General features: G+C 44.1%; 23 protein-coding genes and 2 riboswitches. All 23 genes read left to right on the top strand.

Going from position 1 to position 21,238, the window contains the following annotated elements:
• The first annotated feature begins 511 nt into the window (after positions 1 to 511).
• The 23 genes from fur to ribH all read left to right on the top strand — a co-directional run bounded on the left by fur (position 512) and on the right by ribH (position 21,229).
• Entirely contained in the window at positions 512 to 970 is a 459-nt protein-coding gene (fur, locus tag JSY36_RS03170) for a ferric iron uptake transcriptional regulator (protein WP_205165169.1), read from the top strand.
• 242 nt (positions 971 to 1,212) lie between these two features.
• On the top strand, positions 1,213 to 1,443 hold the full coding sequence (locus JSY36_RS03165) for a YqzK family protein (protein ID WP_122896578.1): 231 nt from the start codon (positions 1,213 to 1,215) through the stop codon (positions 1,441 to 1,443).
• 22 nt (positions 1,444 to 1,465) lie between these two features.
• Positions 1,466 to 2,356 (top strand): site-specific tyrosine recombinase XerD, encoded by an 891-nt coding sequence (gene xerD / locus JSY36_RS03160; protein ID WP_205165168.1) that lies wholly within the window; start codon positions 1,466 to 1,468, stop codon positions 2,354 to 2,356.
• A gap of 139 nt (positions 2,357 to 2,495) precedes the next feature.
• Positions 2,496 to 3,680 (top strand): phosphopentomutase, encoded by a 1,185-nt coding sequence (deoB, locus tag JSY36_RS03155; protein WP_205165167.1) that lies wholly within the window; start codon positions 2,496 to 2,498, stop codon positions 3,678 to 3,680.
• Between the two features lie 17 nt (positions 3,681 to 3,697).
• Positions 3,698 to 4,510 (top strand): purine-nucleoside phosphorylase, encoded by an 813-nt coding sequence (locus tag JSY36_RS03150; protein ID WP_205165166.1) that lies wholly within the window; start codon positions 3,698 to 3,700, stop codon positions 4,508 to 4,510.
• 32 nt (positions 4,511 to 4,542) lie between these two features.
• The gene (locus tag JSY36_RS03145; RefSeq protein ID WP_205165165.1) at positions 4,543 to 5,847 is read left to right on the top strand and encodes a pyrimidine-nucleoside phosphorylase; all 1,305 of its coding nucleotides are present in this window, start codon (positions 4,543 to 4,545) and stop codon (positions 5,845 to 5,847) included.
• 528 nt (positions 5,848 to 6,375) lie between these two features.
• Positions 6,376 to 7,554, top strand: a complete 1,179-nt coding sequence (locus tag JSY36_RS03140) for a D-alanyl-D-alanine carboxypeptidase family protein (protein ID WP_205165212.1) — start codon at positions 6,376 to 6,378, stop codon at positions 7,552 to 7,554.
• Between the two features lie 156 nt (positions 7,555 to 7,710).
• A complete protein-coding gene (gene spoIIAA, locus JSY36_RS03135; RefSeq protein ID WP_122896583.1) occupies positions 7,711 to 8,064 on the top strand; it encodes an anti-sigma F factor antagonist in 354 nt (117 codons plus the stop codon).
• Positions 8,061 to 8,501 carry an anti-sigma F factor gene (gene spoIIAB, locus JSY36_RS03130; RefSeq protein ID WP_122896584.1) on the top strand — a complete coding sequence of 147 codons (441 nt, stop codon included), beginning with the start codon at positions 8,061 to 8,063 and terminating at the stop codon, positions 8,499 to 8,501. The genes spoIIAA and spoIIAB overlap by 4 nt, the downstream gene beginning before the upstream one ends.
• Positions 8,502 to 8,510: 9 nt before the next feature.
• Complete coding sequence (gene sigF, locus JSY36_RS03125) at positions 8,511 to 9,266, top strand: RNA polymerase sporulation sigma factor SigF (RefSeq protein WP_122896585.1); 756 nt, start codon at positions 8,511 to 8,513, stop codon at positions 9,264 to 9,266.
• 363 nt (positions 9,267 to 9,629) lie between these two features.
• Positions 9,630 to 10,256, top strand: a complete 627-nt coding sequence (locus tag JSY36_RS03120) for a stage V sporulation protein AA (RefSeq protein WP_122896586.1) — start codon at positions 9,630 to 9,632, stop codon at positions 10,254 to 10,256.
• Positions 10,253 to 10,675, top strand: coding sequence for a stage V sporulation protein AB (locus JSY36_RS03115; protein ID WP_122896587.1), 423 nt, complete (start codon positions 10,253 to 10,255; stop codon positions 10,673 to 10,675). Before JSY36_RS03120 ends, JSY36_RS03115 begins: the two co-directional genes overlap by 4 nt.
• A gap of 6 nt (positions 10,676 to 10,681) precedes the next feature.
• Positions 10,682 to 11,146, top strand: coding sequence for a stage V sporulation protein AC (gene spoVAC, locus JSY36_RS03110; RefSeq protein ID WP_122896588.1), 465 nt, complete (start codon positions 10,682 to 10,684; stop codon positions 11,144 to 11,146).
• 13 nt (positions 11,147 to 11,159) lie between these two features.
• The gene (spoVAD, locus tag JSY36_RS03105) at positions 11,160 to 12,176 is read left to right on the top strand and encodes a stage V sporulation protein AD (protein ID WP_122896589.1); all 1,017 of its coding nucleotides are present in this window, start codon (positions 11,160 to 11,162) and stop codon (positions 12,174 to 12,176) included.
• Between the two features lie 5 nt (positions 12,177 to 12,181).
• Entirely contained in the window at positions 12,182 to 12,532 is a 351-nt protein-coding gene (gene spoVAE, locus JSY36_RS03100) for a stage V sporulation protein AE (protein WP_122896590.1), read from the top strand.
• 8 nt (positions 12,533 to 12,540) lie between these two features.
• The gene (gene spoVAEA / locus JSY36_RS03095) at positions 12,541 to 13,107 is read left to right on the top strand and encodes a stage V sporulation protein SpoVABEA (protein ID WP_122896591.1); all 567 of its coding nucleotides are present in this window, start codon (positions 12,541 to 12,543) and stop codon (positions 13,105 to 13,107) included.
• Positions 13,104 to 14,600, top strand: a complete 1,497-nt coding sequence (locus JSY36_RS03090) for a spore germination protein (protein ID WP_122896592.1) — start codon at positions 13,104 to 13,106, stop codon at positions 14,598 to 14,600. Before spoVAEA ends, JSY36_RS03090 begins: the two co-directional genes overlap by 4 nt.
• Before the next feature lie 139 nt (positions 14,601 to 14,739).
• Positions 14,740 to 14,916: riboswitch (Lysine riboswitch) on the top strand.
• A gap of 265 nt (positions 14,917 to 15,181) precedes the next feature.
• Positions 15,182 to 16,513 carry a diaminopimelate decarboxylase gene (gene lysA, locus JSY36_RS03085; protein ID WP_122896593.1) on the top strand — a complete coding sequence of 444 codons (1,332 nt, stop codon included), beginning with the start codon at positions 15,182 to 15,184 and terminating at the stop codon, positions 16,511 to 16,513.
• Positions 16,514 to 16,677: 164 nt separating this feature from the next.
• Positions 16,678 to 17,115: a peptidylprolyl isomerase gene (locus JSY36_RS03080; protein WP_122896594.1), complete on the top strand. Its 438-nt coding sequence runs from the start codon at positions 16,678 to 16,680 to the stop codon at positions 17,113 to 17,115.
• A gap of 136 nt (positions 17,116 to 17,251) precedes the next feature.
• Positions 17,252 to 17,406, top strand: a riboswitch (FMN riboswitch).
• A gap of 178 nt (positions 17,407 to 17,584) precedes the next feature.
• The gene (gene ribD / locus JSY36_RS03075; RefSeq protein ID WP_205165164.1) at positions 17,585 to 18,673 is read left to right on the top strand and encodes a bifunctional diaminohydroxyphosphoribosylaminopyrimidine deaminase/5-amino-6-(5-phosphoribosylamino)uracil reductase RibD; all 1,089 of its coding nucleotides are present in this window, start codon (positions 17,585 to 17,587) and stop codon (positions 18,671 to 18,673) included.
• Positions 18,673 to 19,320 carry a riboflavin synthase gene (gene ribE / locus JSY36_RS03070; RefSeq protein WP_122896596.1) on the top strand — a complete coding sequence of 216 codons (648 nt, stop codon included), beginning with the start codon at positions 18,673 to 18,675 and terminating at the stop codon, positions 19,318 to 19,320. Before ribD ends, ribE begins: the two co-directional genes overlap by 1 nt.
• A gap of 40 nt (positions 19,321 to 19,360) precedes the next feature.
• Positions 19,361 to 20,560, top strand: coding sequence for a bifunctional 3,4-dihydroxy-2-butanone-4-phosphate synthase/GTP cyclohydrolase II (locus tag JSY36_RS03065; RefSeq protein ID WP_122896597.1), 1,200 nt, complete (start codon positions 19,361 to 19,363; stop codon positions 20,558 to 20,560).
• Between the two features lie 198 nt (positions 20,561 to 20,758).
• Complete coding sequence (gene ribH / locus JSY36_RS03060) at positions 20,759 to 21,229, top strand: 6,7-dimethyl-8-ribityllumazine synthase (RefSeq protein WP_122896598.1); 471 nt, start codon at positions 20,759 to 20,761, stop codon at positions 21,227 to 21,229.
• The last annotated feature ends 9 nt before the right edge of the window (positions 21,230 to 21,238 follow it).

The raw sequence follows: 21,238 nt of genomic DNA, 5'->3' as shown, positions 1-21,238 counted from the left end.
TTTGTAATTTCGATTATGATGCATCAAAAGGTCCTCCTCTTGGTGTATTGGGTTCGCAACCTGCATCATAACGGAGGACCTTTTTTTGTGCAAGAGGCCACTTCACCTACTAACAGGAATGCTCCTGCGGGAGCAACGAGCGTTTACATCACGAATAAGCTACGAGTTGCTTCGACGCAGAAAGCTGCGAAGCATAACTGACAGAGGAAGAAGCAGTGGTGCTTCCTCTGCCGGCGCCCCCGCGGAAAGCGAAGGGGATTCCGGCTGCATCCTGACTTCTTCTGCTTCAAATTCTTAAATCCCTTAACTTGACGGCTATGGGGGGAGATCCCGGAAGCGCAATGAGACAAATTAACTCATACTTACTAACAGAACAATATAAGTAAAAGGCGATAATTATTATTATTTAACAGTAACTCTAATTGTGAGTTTGTAACAATTCTTATTTGACACCTTTTTTTAGCCGGGAGTATAATAGAGTAGGAAACGGCAGATTAAAGGGGCGTTAAATATGGAGCAACGTATTGAACGAATAAAAAAACAACTGCACTCTCAAAGCTACAAGCTTACACCGCAGCGTGAAGCAACCGTAAGGGTTCTGCTTGAACATGAAGAGGATCACCTCAGTGCGGAGAATGTATATCTGCTTGTTAAAGAGAAGTCCCCTGAAATTGGTCTTGCTACGGTTTATCGAACCCTGGAATTACTGACTGAACTTAAAGTGGTGGACAAAATAAACTTTGGAGACGGAGTATCAAGATACGACCTTCGTAAAGAAGGGGCAACACATTTTCACCATCATCTCGTCTGTATTGACTGTGGGTCAGTGGATGAAATACAGGAAGACCTTCTGGGAGATGTGGAGAAAATAGTAGAACGCAGGTGGAACTTTGTGATCAAAGATCACCGGCTTACGTTTCACGGTATCTGCCACCGCTGTAACAGCAAAGAAAAACCCGAAAGTGAGTAAAAAAGCGTTAAAGCAACGAGCGTTGTGACTGCTTCTTCTGACAGGTTGTTACTGGAGCAGCTCAGACAGCCGTTGCTTTATTCTTTTTTACTGTTTCTCCTCTTAAATTGAATATACATAACAACATACCCAGTATAAAAAGTTCTCCTGCCGGCATATTCTTTTAACAGGCTCATTAACGAAGCCTGTTCTGTTGCAATTATTTGGAAACAGTTTAAGGGGAGAATGTGAGGTGTGTTGAAATGTCATTTATACGGTCACTGTGGGAAACGCTTTGTGTGTTTGTATTGTTTATGGGGTGCACGCTTATTTTTTACTATGGTATTATATGGGTGAGTGATGAGTACGAAAGGTACCATCGGTTTGATGAGCCAAAAGGAAGGGCAGTTAAAGTCATTGGTCAGGTTCAGGAAGATTCAATTTATAAAGAAGCACTGGACAGGCTGCGTATTTTTTATCTTCATGGAGAATAAATGAGAGGAGGCAGAGTGCAAAATGGAGCAGGCTTTGAAAGAATACCTCCACTACCTCGTAGTTGAAAAAGGGTTGTCGCAAAACACACTGGAGGCTTATAGAAGAGATATCTCCAACTACCTTCATTATCTAAAACATGTAGAACAGCTGGACAATGTTGAGAAGGTTCACCGGACAAATATTGTATCCTTTTTATTTCATTTGAAAGAAAAAGGCAAGGCTTCTACCACTGTTTCAAGGCAGCTGTCGTCGCTGAGGTCCTTTCACCAGTTTATGATAAGGGAAGGGCTTGCAACTCATGATCCCAGTACATTAATAGATATGCCAAAAGCAGAGAAGCGTCTTCCAAAAGTATTGAATATGGAAGAGGTAGAAGCGCTTCTTGAGGCACCGGACGGGTCATCACCCCTTGGCTTGCGAAATAAAGCTATGCTGGAAATGCTCTATGCCACGGGACTCCGGGTTACTGAACTCTGTTCAATGAATCTGAGCGATCTTCATTTACAAATGGGCTTTGTAAGGTGTATCGGTAAAGGAAATAAAGAAAGAATCATTCCTCTGGGCAGGACTGCCTCCGATGTACTTAAGGCATACTTACAATCCAGCAGGCCGGTACTTGTAAAAAAACAGCGTCATGATGTATTGTTTGTGAATCATCATGGGAGACAGATGTCCAGACAGGGGTTTTGGAAAGTGCTCAAGTCCCTCGCAGCAGAAGCAAAAATAGAAAAAGAGCTGACGCCTCACACACTTCGGCATTCCTTCGCTACCCATCTTCTTGAGAACGGTGCCGATCTTCGTGCTGTTCAGGAGATGCTGGGGCATGCGGATATATCTACGACACAGATCTATACACACGTAACGAAAACGAGATTAAAAGATGTTTATGCAGACTTCCATCCAAGAGCGTAAAAGAGAGGAGTTGGAAGATTTGCACAATTGTGAGGTCTGACTTCAGACATGGTGATTTGACAATTTGAAACAATACCTTTCCTGAAAAAGGGTATAATTAAAAGATGAAAAACGTGACTACATAAGGAGGATTTGCAGCATGAAAAGTAAGCGCTTTAAGAGGATTTTTGTAGTGGTAATGGATTCAGTAGGGATAGGAGAAGCCCCGGATGCCGCAAAGTTTAATGATACGGGAGCCAATACCCTCGGTCATATCGCTGAAAGAATGAACGGGTTAAATATGCCGAATATGGGAGCACTCGGCCTTTCAAATATTAGAGAAATACCAGGAATAGAAAAAGCGGATACGCCTTCTGCGTATTACGGTCTTATGGAAGAGGCATCAAACGGAAAAGATACTATGACCGGACATTGGGAGATAATGGGCCTTCGCATTGAACAACCATTCCGCACCTTTCCCGATGGTTTTCCAAAAGAATTAATAGATGAATTGGAAGCAAAAACAGGAAGGAAAATCGTAGGGAACAAACCAGCTTCCGGTACTGAGATTCTCGATGAATTAGGGGAGCGCCACATGAACACGGGGGATTTGATTGTTTATACCTCTGCCGATTCTGTCCTGCAAATTGCTGCCCATGAGGATATCGTTCCTTTAGAGGAGCTTTACCGCATCTGTAAGATTGCCCGTGAATTGACTCTCGATGAAAAATACATGGTAGGCCGTATCATTGCAAGACCTTTCCTTGGTAAAGCAGGGAACTGGGAACGTACTTCGAACCGTCATGATTATGCTTTAAAGCCATTCGGCAGAACGGTCATGAACGAACTGGAGGACGGCGGGTTTGACTCCATTGCAATTGGGAAAATTTCTGATATTTATGATGGAGAGGGAATTACAAAATCCCTGCGCACAACATCGAATATGGACGGTATGGACAAGCTTGTTCAAACAACAAAAATGGATTTCACAGGTATCAGCTTTTTAAATCTTGTTGACTTTGATGCAAAGTTCGGTCATAGAAGAGATCCGATCGGTTACGGCGAAGCTCTCGAAGAGTATGATCAAAGGCTTCCTGAACTTCTGCAGGAGCTTAAGGAAGAGGACCTGTTAATCATTACAGCTGACCATGGAAATGATCCGGTTCACCCGGGTACAGACCATACCAGAGAATATGTACCGCTTCTTTGCTATAACAAACGCTTCAGTAAAGGAGAGCGGATGGACGACAGAAAGACCTTTGCGGATGTAGGAGCTACCATTGCAGATAACTTCGGTGTGAAAATGCCTGAACATGGCAAAAGCTTTTTAAATGACTTGAAATAAGAGAGGACTGTATTTTTATGACTAATGCACTCATTGAAGCGAAACAATTTATTGAAGGTAAACTAACGAAAAAGCCACAAGTCGGCCTTATTTTAGGTTCGGGTCTTGGCGTTCTTGCAGATGAAATTCAAGAAGCTGTGAGTGTCCCCTACAGTGATATACCAGGGTTCCCGACCTCAACTGTTGCAGGACATAAAGGTCAGCTTGTCATCGGTACTCTGAATGGAAAAAGTGTTGTTGCCATGCAGGGCCGTTTTCATTTTTACGAAGGCTACGATATGAGCCTTGTTACTCTTCCGGTGAGAGTGATGAAAGCCATCGGTGTTACAGACCTGATTGTGACAAATGCAGCAGGGGGGGTAAATGAATCGTATGAGCCTGGTGATCTGATGCTCATCGAGGACCACATCAACAATTTCGGAACAAATCCATTAATTGGTCCGAATGATGAAGAAATGGGACCGAGATTTCCTGATATGAGTGAAGCTTATACGAAAGATCACTTATCTCTTGCCACAGAGACTGCAAAAGAACTTGGGATCAATGTGCAAAAGGGTGTGTATGTAGGGAATACCGGCCCTTGTTACGAAACTCCTGCTGAAGTCCGTATGCTCCGTGCAATTGGAGGCGACGCAGTAGGAATGAGTACAGTACCCGAAGTAATCGTTGCCCGCCACAGCGGACTTAAGGTTCTTGGGATTTCATGTATTTCCAATATGGCAGCAGGGATACTCGATCAGCCGTTGCATCACGATGAAGTGATTGAAACAACGGAAAAAGTAAAAGCAAACTTCCTGGCCTTAGTAAAAGAAATTGTCGGTAAAATGTAGAACTTCTAATGATATGAGGATGGTGGCTTACTATGAGAATGGTTGATTTAATAGAGAAAAAGCGTGATGGTCATGAACTGACACAAGAGGAAATCACCTTCATTATTGACGGTTATGTAAAAGATGACATTCCAGATTACCAAATGAGCGCCTTTTCCATGGCTGTGTTTTTCAGAGGTATGACTGATGAGGAGAGTGCCTTCCTCACAGACGCTATTGTTCATTCCGGTGAGACCATTGACCTCTCAGCTATTGATGGAATTAAAGTGGATAAACACAGCACCGGTGGTGTAGGGGATACGACTACACTTGTCCTGGCACCTCTTGTCGCCAGTGTTGGTGTACCGGTGGCGAAAATGAGTGGACGGGGTCTGGGTCATACCGGTGGAACCATTGATAAACTGGAAGCCATCCCAGGGTTCAGTGTTGAGATTACAAACGATACGTTTATTGACCTGGTAAACAGGAATAAAGTAGCCGTAATCGGACAGACAGCAGATTTAACGCCTGCTGACAAAAAACTTTATTCCCTGCGTGATGTAACAGCAACGGTAAATTCGATTCCTCTTATTGCAAGTTCTATTATGAGTAAAAAGCTTGCTTCAGGTGCGGATGCAATCGTGCTGGATGTTAAGACGGGTTCAGGTGCCTTTATGAAAAAGCTGGACGATGCAAAAGAGCTTGCGAGAACGATGGTGAAAATCGGAAACGACCTGGGGCGCAGCACGTCCGCTGTCATTTCTGATATGAGCCAGCCTCTTGGACAAGCAATCGGAAATGCACTTGAGGTTAAAGAAGCAATTCTGACACTGAAAGGCGAGGGTCCGAAAGACCTGACCGACCTTTGTCTAGCACTTGGAAGTCATATGGTTGTCCTGGCAGGGAAAGCAAAAGACGATGAGGAAGCAACGGAGATGCTTAAAGGTGCTATTAAAGACGGCTCTGCCCTGGAACACTTTAAGCTCTTTGCCAAGTCCCAGAATGGGGACCCTGAAGTGATTGCCGACCCGGATAAGCTTCCAAAAGCGAATTTCATTTTTGATGTAAAAGCAAAGGCAGACGGTATTGTTTCTGCCATTACCGCGGATAAAATCGGAACCGCTGCTATGATTCTCGGAGCGGGACGGGCAACGAAAACATCTGAGATTGACCTGGCTGTGGGTCTCGTTCTCAACAAAAAGATCGGAGACCATGTTACAAAAGGAGAGTCTCTTGTAACCATTCACAGCAATCAGGAAAATGTGGACGCTTGTATGAACCGGATTTATGAATCATATACCATTTCAACTGATGAAGTAAGTGCACCTCCACTTATTTATGACGTGATAAAAAATTAGGCTGCTCTGAAAAAGAATTCAAACTCAACTTCATTGAACGGAATACGCTCCCTTTCCGCTGGGGCGCCGGTGCAAAGAAAGCACCCCTGAAATCTGGATGCTTGCCGGCACCGCCACGGAAAGCAAAGGGAACGCAGGCTGCATCCGCACTTTTTGTACTCTAAAGGCAGTAAAAATAGCAACAATCTGCGCGAAAAAAAGCTAAAAAATAAGAACATCAAAGTCTGCCGGCGTTTATGGCAGACTTTTTCTTTTCTTTGGCTGGTGAAGGGCATTCTCAACCTTTTATCGATTATCTTAGCTTCGTTGAGAAATGAGAGGATAAAGATAACCTGGCAAAAAAAGACCACATGTTCTTTTAATACGCCATTACCTGCACCTTTTTAGAATCGTAAAGTACGAAGGCTTCTTCTGCGTTTAAAGTATAAAGCAGGGTAACTGGGGCAGAATGGTAAAGAAAATGTGGTGTCTCTCTTTTCTGTATGGGAGCGCCTTCATTCGTACAGAACACTTTGGAGGGATATCATGATGAAACAAAGTTTAAGGATTTTACTTGCATTAATTATTCTGATGGCATTAATGACAAGCATAATGACTCCTGCCTCTGCCCGTGAAGGTGGCGTAAAACTTGCTGATGATGCCAGCTCGGCAATCTTAATTGAGCGAGATACAGGAAAAATAATGTTTGAAAAAAACAGTAATGAAAAACTCCCCCCTGCTTCCATGACGAAGATTATGACGATGCTTCTTATTATGGAAGCAATCGATAATGGGAAGATAACGTTAGATGAAAAAGTCCGCACAAGTGAACGTGCTGCATCAATGGGCGGATCCCAGATTTTTCTGGAGCCGGGTGAAGAAATGACCGTTGATGAAATGCTGAAAGGCATTGCCATCGCTTCAGGGAATGATGCTTCTGTAGCCATGGCTGAACACCTTGCAGGTTCTGAGGACGAGTTTGTAAACATGATGAATGACAAAGCAAAAGAACTGGGATTAAAGGATACAAACTTTGTGAATTCAAACGGGTTACCGGTAGCAGACCACTACACTACGGCACATGACATGGCTATGATGTCCCGGGAACTTCTGAAATACGAATCAATTACCGATTATACAAGCCTTTATGAAGATTACCTCCGAGCAGACAGCGATAAAAAATTCTGGCTCGTAAATACAAATAAGCTTGTAAAATTTTATCCTGGTGTTGACGGCCTTAAAACAGGATTTACAAGAGAGGCAAAATACTGTCTTACCGCCACCGCGAATAAAAAGGATATGCGGGTAATTGCTGTTGTGATGGGGGCTTCGACACCTAAAGACAGGAACCGTCAGATTACAGAGATGCTTGATTATGCATACAGTCAGTACCAGGTGCATAAGCAGTATGACCGGGGAACGGTCATTGCCCAGGTAAAAGTATATAAAGGCGCAAAAAATAAAGTAGATGCTGTAACCGCTGAGAATGTATCCATGCTTACAAAAAAAGGAGAGTCCCTTGAAGGTGCAACTGAAGAGGTCGTCTGGAATGAAGATGTGAAAGCGCCATTAAAAGAAGGACAAACCGTAGGAACGCTGAAGGTAAAACTGGACGAAAAAGTACTTTCGGAAGTCTCTCTTGTACTTTCAGAAGATGTAGATGAAGCTTCTTTATGGCAGTTTATAAAACGGACAGCATCTATTATGGGTGGAAAAAGAGAGTCATGATTGGTCGTTAATTTAAATACTTTGACGAAGTTGCACTAGTTTTGTTTCTGTGAAGGATTACAGGAATATAAAATCGAAATTCCCTTTACGTGTATTCCGAGAGATGCAAGCCTTAATGCGGAATTCATAAACCTTAAGGCAAGGAGTGGAGGGGCAGTGAGCTTACTGATTGATTTAGAAAAAAAGGAAAATGTCCTTTGTGTAAGACTGGAAGGTGAGCTTGATCATCATACAGCAAAAAAGCTAAAGGAACGGGTTGACCAGGCTATGAAAGAACATCACCTGACACACATGCTGTTAAATTTAGAACAGTTAACTTTCATGGACAGTTCCGGGCTGGGCGTCATTCTGGGCAGGTATAAGTTCATTCAGACATTGGGAGGAGAAATGGTTGTATGTTCTATCTCTCCGCAGATTAAACGATTGTTTGACATGTCCGGACTGTTTAAAATCATACGGTTGGAAACTGACGAGGATCGTGCATTATCCATGCTGGGGGTGGCGTCATGAAAAACATCATGAAGTTGGCATTTAGTGCAATCAGTGAAAATGAATCCTTTGCGAGGGTGGCAGTCGGAGCCTTTATTGCGAAGCTCGATCCGACTATGGATGAGCTTACTGAAATTAAAACCGTCGTCAGTGAGGCGGTAACGAATGCGATTATTCACGGTTATCCCAATGAAGATAATGGAATGGTAAAAATTGAAGCAGAGCTCACTGATGACACTGTCCGCATTATGATTCAGGACGAAGGTGTGGGAATGAGTAATGTTGAGGAAGCAAGACAGCCTCTTTACACATCAAAGCCTGAACTTGAACGAAGCGGCATGGGCTTTACGATTATGGAGAATTTTATGGACGATGTAGAAATCCGTTCAGAGCCGATGGTCGGTACTACGGTACGTCTCACAAAGCGCCTTTCTAAACAAAAGGCCATGTGTAATTAGGGGTATGCTATGGAAGTAAATGTTAAACAAAAGAAAGAGGTGTATCTGAAGGACGAGGAGCTGAAGCGCCTTATCGCTGAAGCACAAGAGGGAAACCAACAATCAAGAGATCGCATCGTGAGTTCCAATACCCGCCTCGTCTGGTCGGTAGTGCAGCGGTTTTTAAACCGCGGATATGAACCGGATGACTTGTTTCAGATAGGCTGTATCGGTCTGATCAAATCCGTAGACAAATTTGATCTGAGTTACGATGTGAAGTTTTCGACTTATGCAGTACCAATGATTATTGGTGAAATTCAGCGTTTCCTAAGGGATGACGGAACTGTTAAAGTAAGTCGTTCAATTAAGGAAAGCGCTAATAAAATCCGGAAAATGAAAGAAGAGCTTACAAAAACACTAGGACGGGTTCCTACCGTCAACGAAATTGCAAAGAGTCTTGATATGTCTCCTGAGGATGTTGTGTTTGCACAGGAAGCAAGCAGGAATCTGACATCGATTCACGAGACTGTCTATGAAAATGACGGCGATCCTATTACGCTCCTTGATCAAATATCAGACCAGAACGAAGGAAAGTGGTTTGATAAAATTGCATTAAAGGACGTAATCGAAAAGCTGGAAGAACGGGAAAGGCTCATTGTTTATCTGAGATATTATAAGGACCAGACGCAGTCTGAAGTTGCTGAGCGCCTGGGTATCTCACAGGTTCAGGTATCAAGGCTTGAAAAGAAAATATTAAAGCAATTAAAAGACCAACTGGGTGATTAAACTCAGTTGGTTTTTTGTGGTGCGTTCTCGCATATCCTGGCTTTTTATTCTTGAAAAGGATGATGGATTATGGACGAGGCGTGTGGCGTAATCTAAACGTAGAATATTAGTGGTTAATTGTAGAAAAGGTCGCTGTAAGTGCAAAATTTAGTGAATTAATTGTAGAAGTGAATGGTGTAAATGTAAATATGCGGGGCAGCACCTGGGGAAAGTCATACAAGCGGGTTTTGGATCTCATCGTTTCCCACCCCCGGTTGAATCCCGCCTTTCTATAAAGTGTGAGACGTGTCAGGCATGAAATGCATGATCCGGATTCTTTTATCTCATACTAAGATAAACAAAGTGAAAGAGAGGGTGGGGTAAATGGACGAGAGAGTCTATATACGGTTAAAAGCACGTGTAAGAGCCCCAAAGCCCGAGACTCTTATGTTAAAAGATATAGCCCAGCTCATTGCAGATGAACAGATGCTCAGGAATCTTGAGATTATCCCTGTAAATAAGGCTGTGGAAAAAGATCAGGAGAGTCCTATCGTCATTGATTCCATGAAAATTGTAGAACTGATACTGAGTGCGTGCCCAAACGCTGATGTTCAAGTAGTGGGGCCAGTCCAGACCATCGTCTGGCATGATGTAAAAAAACAACCGATGAAGCCTCTTATGTTCAGTCTGGTCTGGTTTCTGCTGTTTGTAGGATCAGCACTGGCAATTATGAATTTTCATGAAGATGTAAGTATGTCAGGTGTTCATAAAAAACTTTACAGAGTGATTACAGGTACAGAAGTGGATCATCCATTGTGGCTTCAGATTCCGTATTCCTTTGGACTGGGGCTGGGAATGATCCTGTTTTTTAACCATTTGTTCCGTAAGCGCATCAACGATGAGCCAAGCCCGCTGGAGATGGAAATGTTTAATTATGAGGACAACATTGACCGCTATGTAGCTCTGAATCACCGCCGTGAAGACAAGAGGAAACAGGAGAATAAAAAGTGATTGACCCGATTGTTACAATTCTTGTCGGTCTTGCAGGGGGGATTGCTGTCGGGAGTGGTCTTGTGGCTTTCCTGACAGTTCTCGGTATCATTCCGCGACTTGCCCAGCTGACAAATACAAGCAGGCTTGTTACCAAGTACGAAAGTGCTGTCATCATAGGAGCGCTCAGCGGTGCATGGATGAGTCTCGGTGACCCCGGACTGAGTCTGCTTCCGGCTGTGGCATCTCCGGTAGGCCTCGCAGCGGGGATGTTTGTAGGACTTCTTGCAGCAGCGCTTACAGAGGTTCTGAATGTATTCCCGATTCTGGCAAAAAGAGTGGGGGTGGCAGAGAGGATATCATGGTTGCTTTTTGCTATTGTCCTTGGCAAAATAACGGGCTCTCTGTTTCACTGGTTATACTTTTATCCTATGAGGTGATGGTTCATGAAATCGGCTGAACAAATAAGAAAAGACCGTTTCGAAGAACGGAGAAAGAAGCTCATCTCAAAGACAACATGGATAAAAAACTGCCTGATTGCATTTGCTGTCGGAGGAATCCTTGCTGCTTTTGGTCAATGGCTGTTTAACCGGTATATCGTGTGGTTCGGTCTGACAGAAAGAGAAGCGGTTAACCCAGTCCTGGCTACATTTATTTTTCTTTCCTGTTTACTTACGGGGATTGGTATTTTTGACAAGCTGAGTGAAAAATGGGGAGCAGGCCTTATTGTTCCGGTAACAGGTTTTGCAAATTCAGTTACAAGCAGTGGAATGGAATCGAGAGCAGAAGGAATCGTATTCGGTGTTACAGGCAATATGTTCCGCATTGCAGGAGTCGTGCTTGTATTTGGTGTTGTTTCTGCGTATCTTGTTTCCTTCATAAGAGTTCTGATTGAAACGCTAATTCGTTAACGGGGGAATCAAAGTGAAAGACATTAAACAGACCTGGGTATTTGACAGCCCCGTATATATTGAATCCTGCGCAAGTGTATCGGGGCCTATGGAAAAATCAGGTCCTGTCGGCCGTTTTCTTGATAAGTCCTTTGAAGATTTGTACTGCGGCGAAAGTACCTGGGAAAAAGCTGAAAGAGCGTTGATGAAAGAAGCAGTATCACTCTGTCTGAGTAAAGAAAGTATACAGAAAGAAGAAGTGGGGCTGTTTATTGCCGGGGACCTGCTCAACCAAAACGTAACAAGCCATTACACAGCACGTGAATATCCGTGGCCGTATTTAGGCATGTTCAGTGCCTGTGCAACGTCAATGGAAGGGATCGCGATTGCATCTATGTGTGTACATTCTGGAATGGTCCAAAGAAGTCTTACTGCAGTTTCCAGCCATTATGGTGCAGTGGAGAGGCAGTTCAGACTGCCTTTGGAACATGTGAAGCAACGGCCGAAAACCGCTATGAGAACGGTGACCGGAGCAGGTGCTGCTGTTATATCGGGGAAGAAGAGTCCGATTGCTGTCCGTTCTGTAACCATTGGCAAAGTAGTGGACTGGGGATTGAGAGATCCTCTTGACATGGGTCAGGCAATGGCACCTGCTGCTTTCGACACATTAAAAAAACATTTAAACGATACAGGAAAGACTGAAGAAGACTACGATCTTATCATTACGGGAGATCTTAGTATGTTCGGCTCCCGGCAGTTCCTTGAGTTGTGCGAAGAGGATGGACTGTACATAACAGACCGGTATCTGGATGGCGGGAATACGGTATACGGGTATCATCCTGAAGGATATGCGGGAGGAAGCGGCGCCGGTTGCAGCGCTCTTGTTCTTTACGGATACGTGTTCAGGAGGATGCGTAAGGAACATTGGAAAAAAGTGCTCTGTATAGCAACAGGAGCGTTGTTTAACCCTTTAACGATAAGACAGAAAGAAACGATCCCCTGTATTGCTCATGCAGTGGAGTTTGAACTGACAGCCGGTTTGGAGGAATAATACTTATGGAGTACGTCTTCGCATTTTTAGTCGGAGGATTCTTTTGTCTTACTGGTCAGCTATTTATGGATATTGGCAAATGGTCCCCGGCTCACATTATGGGCGGATTCGTTGTGGGCGGGGCGCTAATGGACGGGTTTCATTTATATGATAAGCTGATTGACTTAGCTGGCATGGGTGCTATTCTCCCAATTTCAAGCTTTGGACATTTCCTTGTTCACGGGGCAATGACAGAAGCAGAAAGATACGGATTTTTAGGAATAGGGATGGGTATTTTTGAAGTAACGTCTGCAGGTGTATCTACAGCCATATTGTTTGGTTTTCTTGCGAGTATCATCTTCAAGCCGAAGGGGTGACTGTCAGGATGGAAAAGAAAAAGCGGGTTATATTAATCACTGACGGTGATACGTCAGCAAGGATGGCCGTTGAAGCGGCTTCAAGGAAATTAAATTGTTGCTGTATATCCAAATCCGGCGGAAACCCAAGTCCACTGAGCGGGGAGGAGCTGGTGGAACTCGTTATGGAATGCCCGGACGATCCTGTGGTGGTGTTATTTGATGATTGCGGCTATCCGGAAGAAGGTCCGGGTGAGAAGGCCATGATAACGATTTGCAACCATCCTGACATTACTATTCTTGGTGCCCTTGCAGTTGCCTCGCAATCCTATTCCCATGAGTGGGCAAAGGTGCATTTTTCACTTGACAGAAATGGAGATCTTACGGAATACGGTGTTGATAAAGACGGCATAATTGATACAGAAATAAGGCGTATACGGGGAGATACTGTTTATATATTGGACCAGATTGACATTCCTATTGTTATTGGTATTGGAGATCTTGGAAAAATGGGGGGCCGTGATTCTGCAGAAAAAGGGGCACCGATTACGACACAGGCTATACAAACCATCCTGGAAAGGAGCCAGAGCGAATGACAGATTCTCATCAAGATGAAACAAAACAAAATCATCCTTTGTCACGAAACATCCTGGATAATGAAAGAAGAATGAAAGAACGTGTCGGGATCGGTAAAAGCTTTGATGTAGGAGTACGTAAACTACATATTTTAGACAAAGAAGTCCAGTTTTATTTTGTCAACGGTCTCTGTGACACCCAATATATCATTGAACTCCTAAGAGAATTAATGTTTATTGATGTTGCCGACCGTAAAAAAAGAAACGTCCGGGATCAAATTGAAAATCATCTTGCCCATATGCAGGTTGAATATGCAGATACTCTTGATGATGCCATTCGCCAAATGCTATCGGGACTTATATCCATTTTTATTGATGGTGAAGCACAAGCTATTATTGTGGACGTTCGAAGTTATCCTGGCAGAGGGCCGGAAGAACCGGACCTTGAAAAAGTCGTAAGGGGAAGCCGTGACGGATACACAGAAAATATCATTCAAAACACCGCACTTACAAGAAGAAGAATCAGAGACGAACGCTTAAGAAACGAAATTCTTCAAGTGGGAAGACGTTCAAAGACCGACATCAGCCTCTGTTATCTGGAAGGGGTTGTTGATAAAGATCTGGTGGGTGTCGTAAAAAAAGAGCTTGAAGGAATCGATATTGATGGACTGACAATGTCAGATAAGCTCGTAGAGGAATTTATCGTCAAACAGGGCAATAACCCCTTTCCTCTCGTTCGTTACACCGAAAGACCTGACGTTGCAGCTACTCACATTCTGGAGGGACATCTTGTCATTATCGTAGATGCCTCTCCGAGTGCCATGATTCTTCCTACGACGTTTTTTCATCACGTCCAGCATGCAGAGGAATACCGGCAGGCAGCATTTGTCGGAACATTCTTGAGGTGGGTCCGGTTTGCTGGAATAGCGTTCTCGTTATTTATTCTGCCGTTATGGCTTCTGATGGTAGTAGAACCGAGTCTTCTGCCCCCGGGGTATGAGTACATCGGTCCCGATGAAACAACCAATGTTCCAATCTTCCTCCAAATCATCCTTGCAGAACTTGGGATAGAACTCCTCAGGATGGCGGCCATACATACGCCGTCCCCTCTGGCTACTGCTTTGGGGCTTGTGGCTGCTCTGCTCATCGGGGAAATTGCTATAGAAGTAGGGCTCTTTGTGCCTGAAGTTATCCTTTATGTTGCAGTCGGAGCCATCGGGATGTTTGCAACACCAAGCTATGAACTGAGTATTGCTCTTCGTATTATGAGGCTTGGTCTCCTTGTTGCTGTTGTACTGTTTAAAGTGCAGGGCTTTGTGATCGGGACGACGGCGTTGTTCCTTGCTCTTGCATCAATAAAGTCTTTGAATGTTCCATATATGTGGCCATTCCTTCCGTTTTACCCAAAAGCCCTTGCAGATGTCATGATGCGTCAGGCCGTACCGATGAAAATGAAACGTCCAAGTATTGTTCATCCGAAAGATCCGGTCAAACAGGCCAAAAGCAAGACATAGCAGAGAACTCCGGGGCGGATCCGCGCTCCGGAATTTTTTGTGGAAATAAGTTGCCGTACTGAGCAAAGTGTGTTAAAGTCTTGACTAATGAATGCCCAAATGGTATAAATGTTTCTATAATTTCATATTCTCATGTAAGTCATGAGGTAGAGGAGCAAAGCGAAAGAGTACACTGTCAGAGTGCTGGGGCACTAAGACGGCGGTGGAAAGGTCAATTTGCCGAAGAAGGATAATAACTCCAGTGTTTATCTTTCTGGGGTATTGCCGAACAGGCAATACACTGTCACTGCAACTGTAGTGGAGCACTATCCGGATGATAAGAGGGTTTATTTTAACCATCCCAAGGTAATTAGTGCAGCCATGCATTAATTGCCTTTTTTATTATTCAGGACAATTCTTTTGAAAACAGCCCCAAATGGAGTATGAAATCTTGCTTGAGGTCTTTTTCGACTGAATATCTCTACTGTGTTCACAACGAAGCTGAATTTCGATGGATGAAGGGTTATAACACCCTTCCTGGTTTTTTTTTAGTAATAGCTTTAATTTAAAAGTCCAGTACGGTTATTGAGGGGAGACTGAGGATGACTACAAGAAACCATGATGTAAACAGTAAAGGGAATCTGACAATCAATGGTGTTGACACCACATATCTGGCGGAAAAGTACGGTACGCCATTATATGTCTATGATGTGGAAGATATCTGCATCCGTGCAAATGCCTTTAAAGAGGCTTTTGAAAAGGAAGGGATTCAGTACCAGGTTGCTTATGCAAGTAAAGCATTCAGTTGTGTGGCTATTGTGCAGCTGATGGATGAGCTCGGGTTAAGTCTTGATGTTGTGTCCGGGGGGGAGCTTTACACTGCTCTGGAAGCTGGCTTTCCTCCTGAACGCATTCATTTTCATGGAAACAACAAATCACCAGATGAAATAGAAATGGCTGTCAAAGCGGGAATAGGCTGCTTTGTTGTCGATAACTTTCATGAACTGACGTGGCTTACGGGTATAACACAGACCCTTGAAACTTCCATGAAAGTACTGCTTCGTATAACGCCAGGAGTCGAAGCTCATACCCACGAGTATATCAGTACAGGTCAGGAAGATTCAAAATTCGGCTTTGATATTACAAGCGGGCAGGCAGAAAAAGCCATCGCCCAGGTCCTGGATGAGGACCGTCTTGAACTCCTTGGGGTTCACTGTCACATCGGGTCTCAGATCTTTGAGACTAGTGGCTTTGTTTCAGCAGTCGATGAAATATTCAACCACTTGCAGGAGTGGAGAGAAAATACAGGCTTTACACCTGAAGTTGTGAATTTAGGTGGAGGTTTTGGAATTCGTTATAACGAGGATGATACACCTCTGCCCCTCGGTCATTATGTTGAGGCTATGGTCAGGTCTGTAAAAGAGCATGCAGAAGCGAAAGATTTTCCTATACCTGAAATATGGATTGAACCTGGCCGTGCACTCGTAGGGGAGGCCGGCACAACCCTTTATACTGTTGGGTCCCGCAAATCAATTCCAGGTGTGAGAGATTACGTATCCGTGGACGGAGGGATGACCGACAACCTGCGCCCGGCTCTTTATCAGGCAAAGTACGACGCGATTGTAGCGAATAAGGCACAGAAGGAAAAGACGGAGACAGTTTCGATTGCCGGTAAGTGCTGCGAGTCCGGGGATATGCTTATCTGGGATGTAGACACACCTGTCCTTGAACAAGGAGATATTCTTGCTGTCCCATCTACAGGGGCGTATGGTTATTCCATGGCAAATAACTATAACCGTATTCAGAGGCCGGCTGTGGTATTTCTTAATAACAAAAGCGATCAGTGTGTGATCGAACGGGAAACCTATGCTAACATGACGCGTCTGGACAGACCGTGGAAAAAAACAGAAGCAAAAACAAAGGTGTACAGCTGATTAGGAGTCCTGGGCAGCATCGTGAAAGTGGAACCAAGAAACCAGGCTGGCTGTCCGTATGTGGAGATCCTCCCGTTACGGACAGCTTCTTTTCTTTTTACAGAGATTTATAGTAAAATGAAAATGATCGGTACATACATTACCTTCAGAGAGGACGTTTTATAATGAAAAAAGGAACGATCGTATTAGACAATGGAAACAAACTTGCTCTTGAATTTTATCCTGAGGCAGCGCCAGGCACAGTAGCTAACTTTGAAAAACTTGCAAATGAAGGGTTTTACGATGGCCTTACTTTTCACCGTGTAATCCCTGGATTTGTTGCTCAAGGCGGCTGTCCGATTGGAAACGGGACTGGCGGAAGTAAAGAGACAATTAAATGTGAAACCGAAGGAAATCCTCATAAACACGTACAGGGCACCCTTTCAATGGCTCATGCCGGGAAAGATACAGGGAGCAGCCAGTTCTTTATCGTTCACGAACCTCAGCCGCACCTTGATGGTGTGCACACTGTTTTTGGTCAGGTAACTGAAGGCATCGAGGCAGTTCTTGACATTAAAGCCGGCGATGTTATGCAGGAAGTCCGGGTTTTCGACGAAGAATAGAACACTGATAAAAAAAGCGGTCCTCAAGTTTGCAGGATCGCTTTTTTTGTCCGGTTTTGTAAACGCTTACGATCAACGAAGCAAAATTCGACCACGGAAGAAAGTTTTGTGATATACTATACAAAACTGAACAGCTTATTTCCTTCGGGGTCGGGTGAAAATCCCAACCGGCGGTGATGTGGCCATAGCAGCCCTAAGCCCGTGACCCGTTTCCACAGTGTAAACAGAGGAAACGGTGGATTCGGTGAGAAACCGAAGCCGACAGTATAGTCTGGATGGGAGAAGGAAACGATAGAAAAAACCGGTATAACTATCCCGGGCACCAGTGTGTCTTTTTGACACAGCTGCAGACTTTTCTGCAAAAATGCCTCCAGGAGTGGACACCTGGTTTATTTCCTATTGTTTACTTTTTACTGACACCTGAAGGAAGAACCTTCAGGTTTTTTTATATTTCCGGGAGTGAAGCACTATGCTCGATGAACGATTTATGAATCTTGCCCTTAATATGGCTCGTACCACAGAAGGACAAACTGCACCAAACCCCGTTGTCGGGGCAGTCCTTGTTAAAAATAATCAGGTAGTTGGAATGGGGGCTCATCTAAAAGCAGGTGAACCTCATGCTGAACGGCACGCTCTGGCCATGGCGGGCCGCAAAGCAGAAGGATCAACATGTTATGTCACACTTGAACCGTGCTCCCACTATGGCCGTACACCACCGTGTGCGGATGCTTTGATTGATGCTAAAGTGGAGCGGGTTGTAATAGCAACAAGAGACCCCAACCCAAAAGTTGCCGGCAGGGGGATTGAGAAGCTTAAGGAAGCGGGTATTTTAATTACTGAAGGCGTTATGGAAAAGGAAGCACAGGCTTTAAACCGGACTTTTTTTCATTTTATTAAACACCGGCGTCCTTTTGTAACGCTTAAATCAGCAACGAGCATTGACGGTAAGATTGCCACTTCCACGGGTGAGAGCAAATGGATTACAGGACCTGAAGCCAGGCTTAATGTCCATCAGCTCAGACATGAAAACGATGGAATCCTCGTTGGGGTGAAGACGGTTATTGCAGACGATCCCCTTCTGACAACAAGGCTTCCCGGCGGCGGGAAGCATCCTGTCAGGATTGTTCTCGATCACTCTCTTAACATTCCTGTTACTGCATCGTTGGTTACAGACAGGAGTTCACCAACATGGGTAGTGACAAGCGGAAACCATAACGCACAAAAAAAAGAGGAGCTTGAATCTGCCGGGGTTCGCGTATTACCCATTAATGCTGCTTCGATTGAGATTGAAGATGTCCTTAATCTTCTTGGGGAGCTTGGTATTATGTCTCTTCTCGTTGAAGGAGGAGGACATGTGAATGACAGTTTCCTGAGATCAGGTCTGTTTGACCAGGTTGTCGTTTATCTTGCTCCTTTGATAATCGGAGGCCAAAACGCACTTTCCTCTTTTTCAGGAACAGGAATTGAACGGCTCAGTGACGGGAGCCGTTTGAAGATTAAATCAGCTGAAATGGTCGGTAAAGACCTCAAAGTAACAGCAGTGAAGGAGGAGAGATAATGTTTACGGGTATTATTGAAGAAAAAGGAACAGTACAATCCATTCGCCAAGCCGGAGAAGCGATTGTAATGAGGATCAAAGCTCCTTATATTCTGACTGATGTAAAGCTTGGAGACAGTATCGCCGTTAACGGTGTGTGTCTGACCGTTACTTCATTCGATGAGAACTCATTTTCGGTTGATCTTATGCCGGAAACAGTGAGAGCAACGAGTTTAAGAATACTGAAAAATGGCTCCACTGTAAATCTGGAGCGTGCCATGGCTGCAAACGGCCGGTTCGGCGGTCATTTTGTAACCGGGCATGTGGACGGTACCGGTACCATTTGTTCGAAACGAAAAGAATCGAACGCCGTTTATTATGAAATAGAAGTAAGTGATGAGCTTTTAAAATATATGATGCATAAAGGCTCTGTGGCCGTAGATGGTACAAGTCTTACCATTTTCGGGGTAGCCGATTCCACTTTCCTGATCTCAATTATTCCTCATACAATTGAAGAAACCATAATCGGTTCAAAGGGGCCTGGGGACATTGTTAATATTGAAACGGATATGCTCGCAAAATATATGGAACAGCTCATTTCCAGACAAATGAAGAATGATAAGCCTGATAAGATGTCCGAATCCTTTTTGAAAGAACATGGATTCTAACTAACATTAAGGACCAATGATGAAAGAGAGGTCGTAAACCATGATCGAATTTGATCGGATTGAAGAAGCAATTTATGATTTAATGCAAGGTAAAATGGTGATTGTGTGTGACGATGAAGACCGTGAAAACGAAGGAGATTTCGTTGCCCTGGCTGATAAAACAACACCGGAAGTCATTAACTTTATGATCACCCACGGCCGCGGCCTTGTATGTACACCGATAACCCAAAAAAGAGCTGAAGAGCTTGAACTCGTGCCTATGGTTGACCACAATACGGATCCTCACGGAACAGCATTCACGGTAAGTATTGATCACCAGTCTACGACAACAGGAATCTCTGCACATGAGAGGGCTGCTACGGTTCAGGCGCTAATCAAGCCGGATACGAAGGGTACAGATTTTAAAAAGCCCGGACATATCTTCCCCCTTATCGCAAAAGACGGAGGCGTTTTAAGACGTGCAGGTCATACAGAAGCTGCTGTAGATTTGGCAAGACTGTGCGGCTCTGAACCTGCGGGGGTTATCTGTGAAATTATAAAAGAAGATGGAAGTATGGCAAGGGTCCCTGATCTTCGGAAAATTGCAGATGAACACGACCTGAAAATGATAACAATTAAAGACCTGATTCAGTATCGTAACCGGAAAGACAAACTTGTGAAAAAAGAAGTTGAAATCACCATGCCTACAGAATTCGGTGAATTTAAAGCTGTAGGTTATTCAAATGTTGTTGATGGAAAAGAACACATCGCTTTAATTAAAGGGGATATTAACCCGGAAATACCAACCCTTGTGAGGGTTCATTCAGAGTGCCTTACTGGAGATGTGTTTGCATCAGAGCGTTGTGATTGCGGTCCGCAGCTTCATGCAGCCCTTGAGCAGATTGAAAAAGCCGGGGAAGGTGTACTCCTTTATATGAGGCAGGAAGGCCGTGGAATCGGACTGTTGAATAAAATGAGAGCCTATAAGCTGCAGGAAGAAGGGTTTGATACTGTAGAAGCGAATGCCAAGCTGGGTTTTGCACCTGACCTGCGCGACTATGGAATCGGAGCTCAGATTCTGCGTGATCTCGGGGTAAGTAAGATGAAGCTTTTGACGAATAACCCAAGAAAAATTACCGGTCTGAAAGGATATGACCTGGAAGTGGTTGATCGTGTTGCCCTTCAGCTGCCGCATACGAAAGCGAATGAACGCTATTTGAAAGCAAAAAAAGATAAACTTGGACATATGCTTCATTTCTAAACGATCAACGCGCTGGAAATACGGCACTGTACTTAACAAAAGACTGAATTAAAGGTTTCGGCGGATGCGGTACACCCGGGGACAACGTGTTCCGGGAAGCTCCGCATCCGCTATAAGAAAAGAAATAAAAAACAGCATCTGACAGAAGTTAATGAATCTTTTTATTGTAGATCAGACAATTAATCAGGAGGCGTTAAAATGGGAAACGTATATGAAGGACAACTCACAGCAACAGGACTTAAAGTAGGGATTATAGTAGGGAGATTCAACGAATTTATTACCGGAAAGCTCCTAAGCGGAGCCGAGGACGCATTACGAAGACACGGAATTGACGAAGCTGATGTAGATATTGCATGGGTTCCCGGTGCTTTTGAAATTCCGCTTATTGCAAAAAAAATGGCAGACTCGAAAAAATATGATGCTGTTATTACGCTGGGAACGGTTATAAGAGGGTCAACCCCGCACTTTGATTATGTGTGCTCAGAAGCGGCCAAAGGGGTATCAAGTGCTGCAATGTCAAGCGGCATCCCTGTGATTTTTGGAGTACTTACGACAGAAACGATTGAACAGGCGATTGAAAGAGCAGGAACAAAAGCAGGTAATAAAGGTTGGGAAGTAGCAGTGGCAGCGATCGAGATGGCAAATCTCACAAAAACGATCGAGGGCTAGAAAGAAGGA

Source organism: Alteribacter salitolerans, from assembly GCF_016901055.1.
Lineage (GTDB): Bacteria > Bacillota > Bacilli > Bacillales > Salisediminibacteriaceae > Alteribacter > Alteribacter keqinensis.
Note: the sequence above shows the minus strand (reverse complement) of the source record. Positions and strands in the feature narration are given on the sequence as shown.

Excerpts from the sequence above, each read along its gene's own strand:
- ribD (WP_205165164.1), top strand. The coding sequence starts at position 17,585 with ATGCTCGATGAACGATTTATGAATCTTGCCCTTAATATGGCTCGTACC.
- ribE (WP_122896596.1), top strand. The coding sequence starts at position 18,673 with ATGTTTACGGGTATTATTGAAGAAAAAGGAACAGTACAATCCATTCGC.
- xerD (WP_205165168.1), top strand. The coding sequence starts at position 1,466 with ATGGAGCAGGCTTTGAAAGAATACCTCCACTACCTCGTAGTTGAAAAA.
- JSY36_RS03140 (WP_205165212.1), top strand. The coding sequence starts at position 6,376 with ATGAAACAAAGTTTAAGGATTTTACTTGCATTAATTATTCTGATGGCA.
- spoVAC (WP_122896588.1), top strand. The coding sequence starts at position 10,682 with ATGAAATCGGCTGAACAAATAAGAAAAGACCGTTTCGAAGAACGGAGA.
- deoB (WP_205165167.1), top strand. The coding sequence starts at position 2,496 with ATGAAAAGTAAGCGCTTTAAGAGGATTTTTGTAGTGGTAATGGATTCA.
- JSY36_RS03090 (WP_122896592.1), top strand. The coding sequence starts at position 13,104 with ATGACAGATTCTCATCAAGATGAAACAAAACAAAATCATCCTTTGTCA.
- spoIIAB (WP_122896584.1), top strand. The coding sequence starts at position 8,061 with ATGAAAAACATCATGAAGTTGGCATTTAGTGCAATCAGTGAAAATGAA.
- lysA (WP_122896593.1), top strand. The coding sequence starts at position 15,182 with ATGACTACAAGAAACCATGATGTAAACAGTAAAGGGAATCTGACAATC.
- JSY36_RS03065 (WP_122896597.1), top strand. The coding sequence starts at position 19,361 with ATGATCGAATTTGATCGGATTGAAGAAGCAATTTATGATTTAATGCAA.
- JSY36_RS03150 (WP_205165166.1), top strand. The coding sequence starts at position 3,698 with ATGACTAATGCACTCATTGAAGCGAAACAATTTATTGAAGGTAAACTA.
- sigF (WP_122896585.1), top strand. The coding sequence starts at position 8,511 with ATGGAAGTAAATGTTAAACAAAAGAAAGAGGTGTATCTGAAGGACGAG.
- fur (WP_205165169.1), top strand. The coding sequence starts at position 512 with ATGGAGCAACGTATTGAACGAATAAAAAAACAACTGCACTCTCAAAGC.
- JSY36_RS03165 (WP_122896578.1), top strand. The coding sequence starts at position 1,213 with ATGTCATTTATACGGTCACTGTGGGAAACGCTTTGTGTGTTTGTATTG.
- ribH (WP_122896598.1), top strand. The coding sequence starts at position 20,759 with ATGGGAAACGTATATGAAGGACAACTCACAGCAACAGGACTTAAAGTA.
- spoVAEA (WP_122896591.1), top strand. The coding sequence starts at position 12,541 with ATGGAAAAGAAAAAGCGGGTTATATTAATCACTGACGGTGATACGTCA.
- JSY36_RS03120 (WP_122896586.1), top strand. The coding sequence starts at position 9,630 with ATGGACGAGAGAGTCTATATACGGTTAAAAGCACGTGTAAGAGCCCCA.
- spoVAE (WP_122896590.1), top strand. The coding sequence starts at position 12,182 with ATGGAGTACGTCTTCGCATTTTTAGTCGGAGGATTCTTTTGTCTTACT.
- JSY36_RS03080 (WP_122896594.1), top strand. The coding sequence starts at position 16,678 with ATGAAAAAAGGAACGATCGTATTAGACAATGGAAACAAACTTGCTCTT.
- JSY36_RS03145 (WP_205165165.1), top strand. The coding sequence starts at position 4,543 with ATGAGAATGGTTGATTTAATAGAGAAAAAGCGTGATGGTCATGAACTG.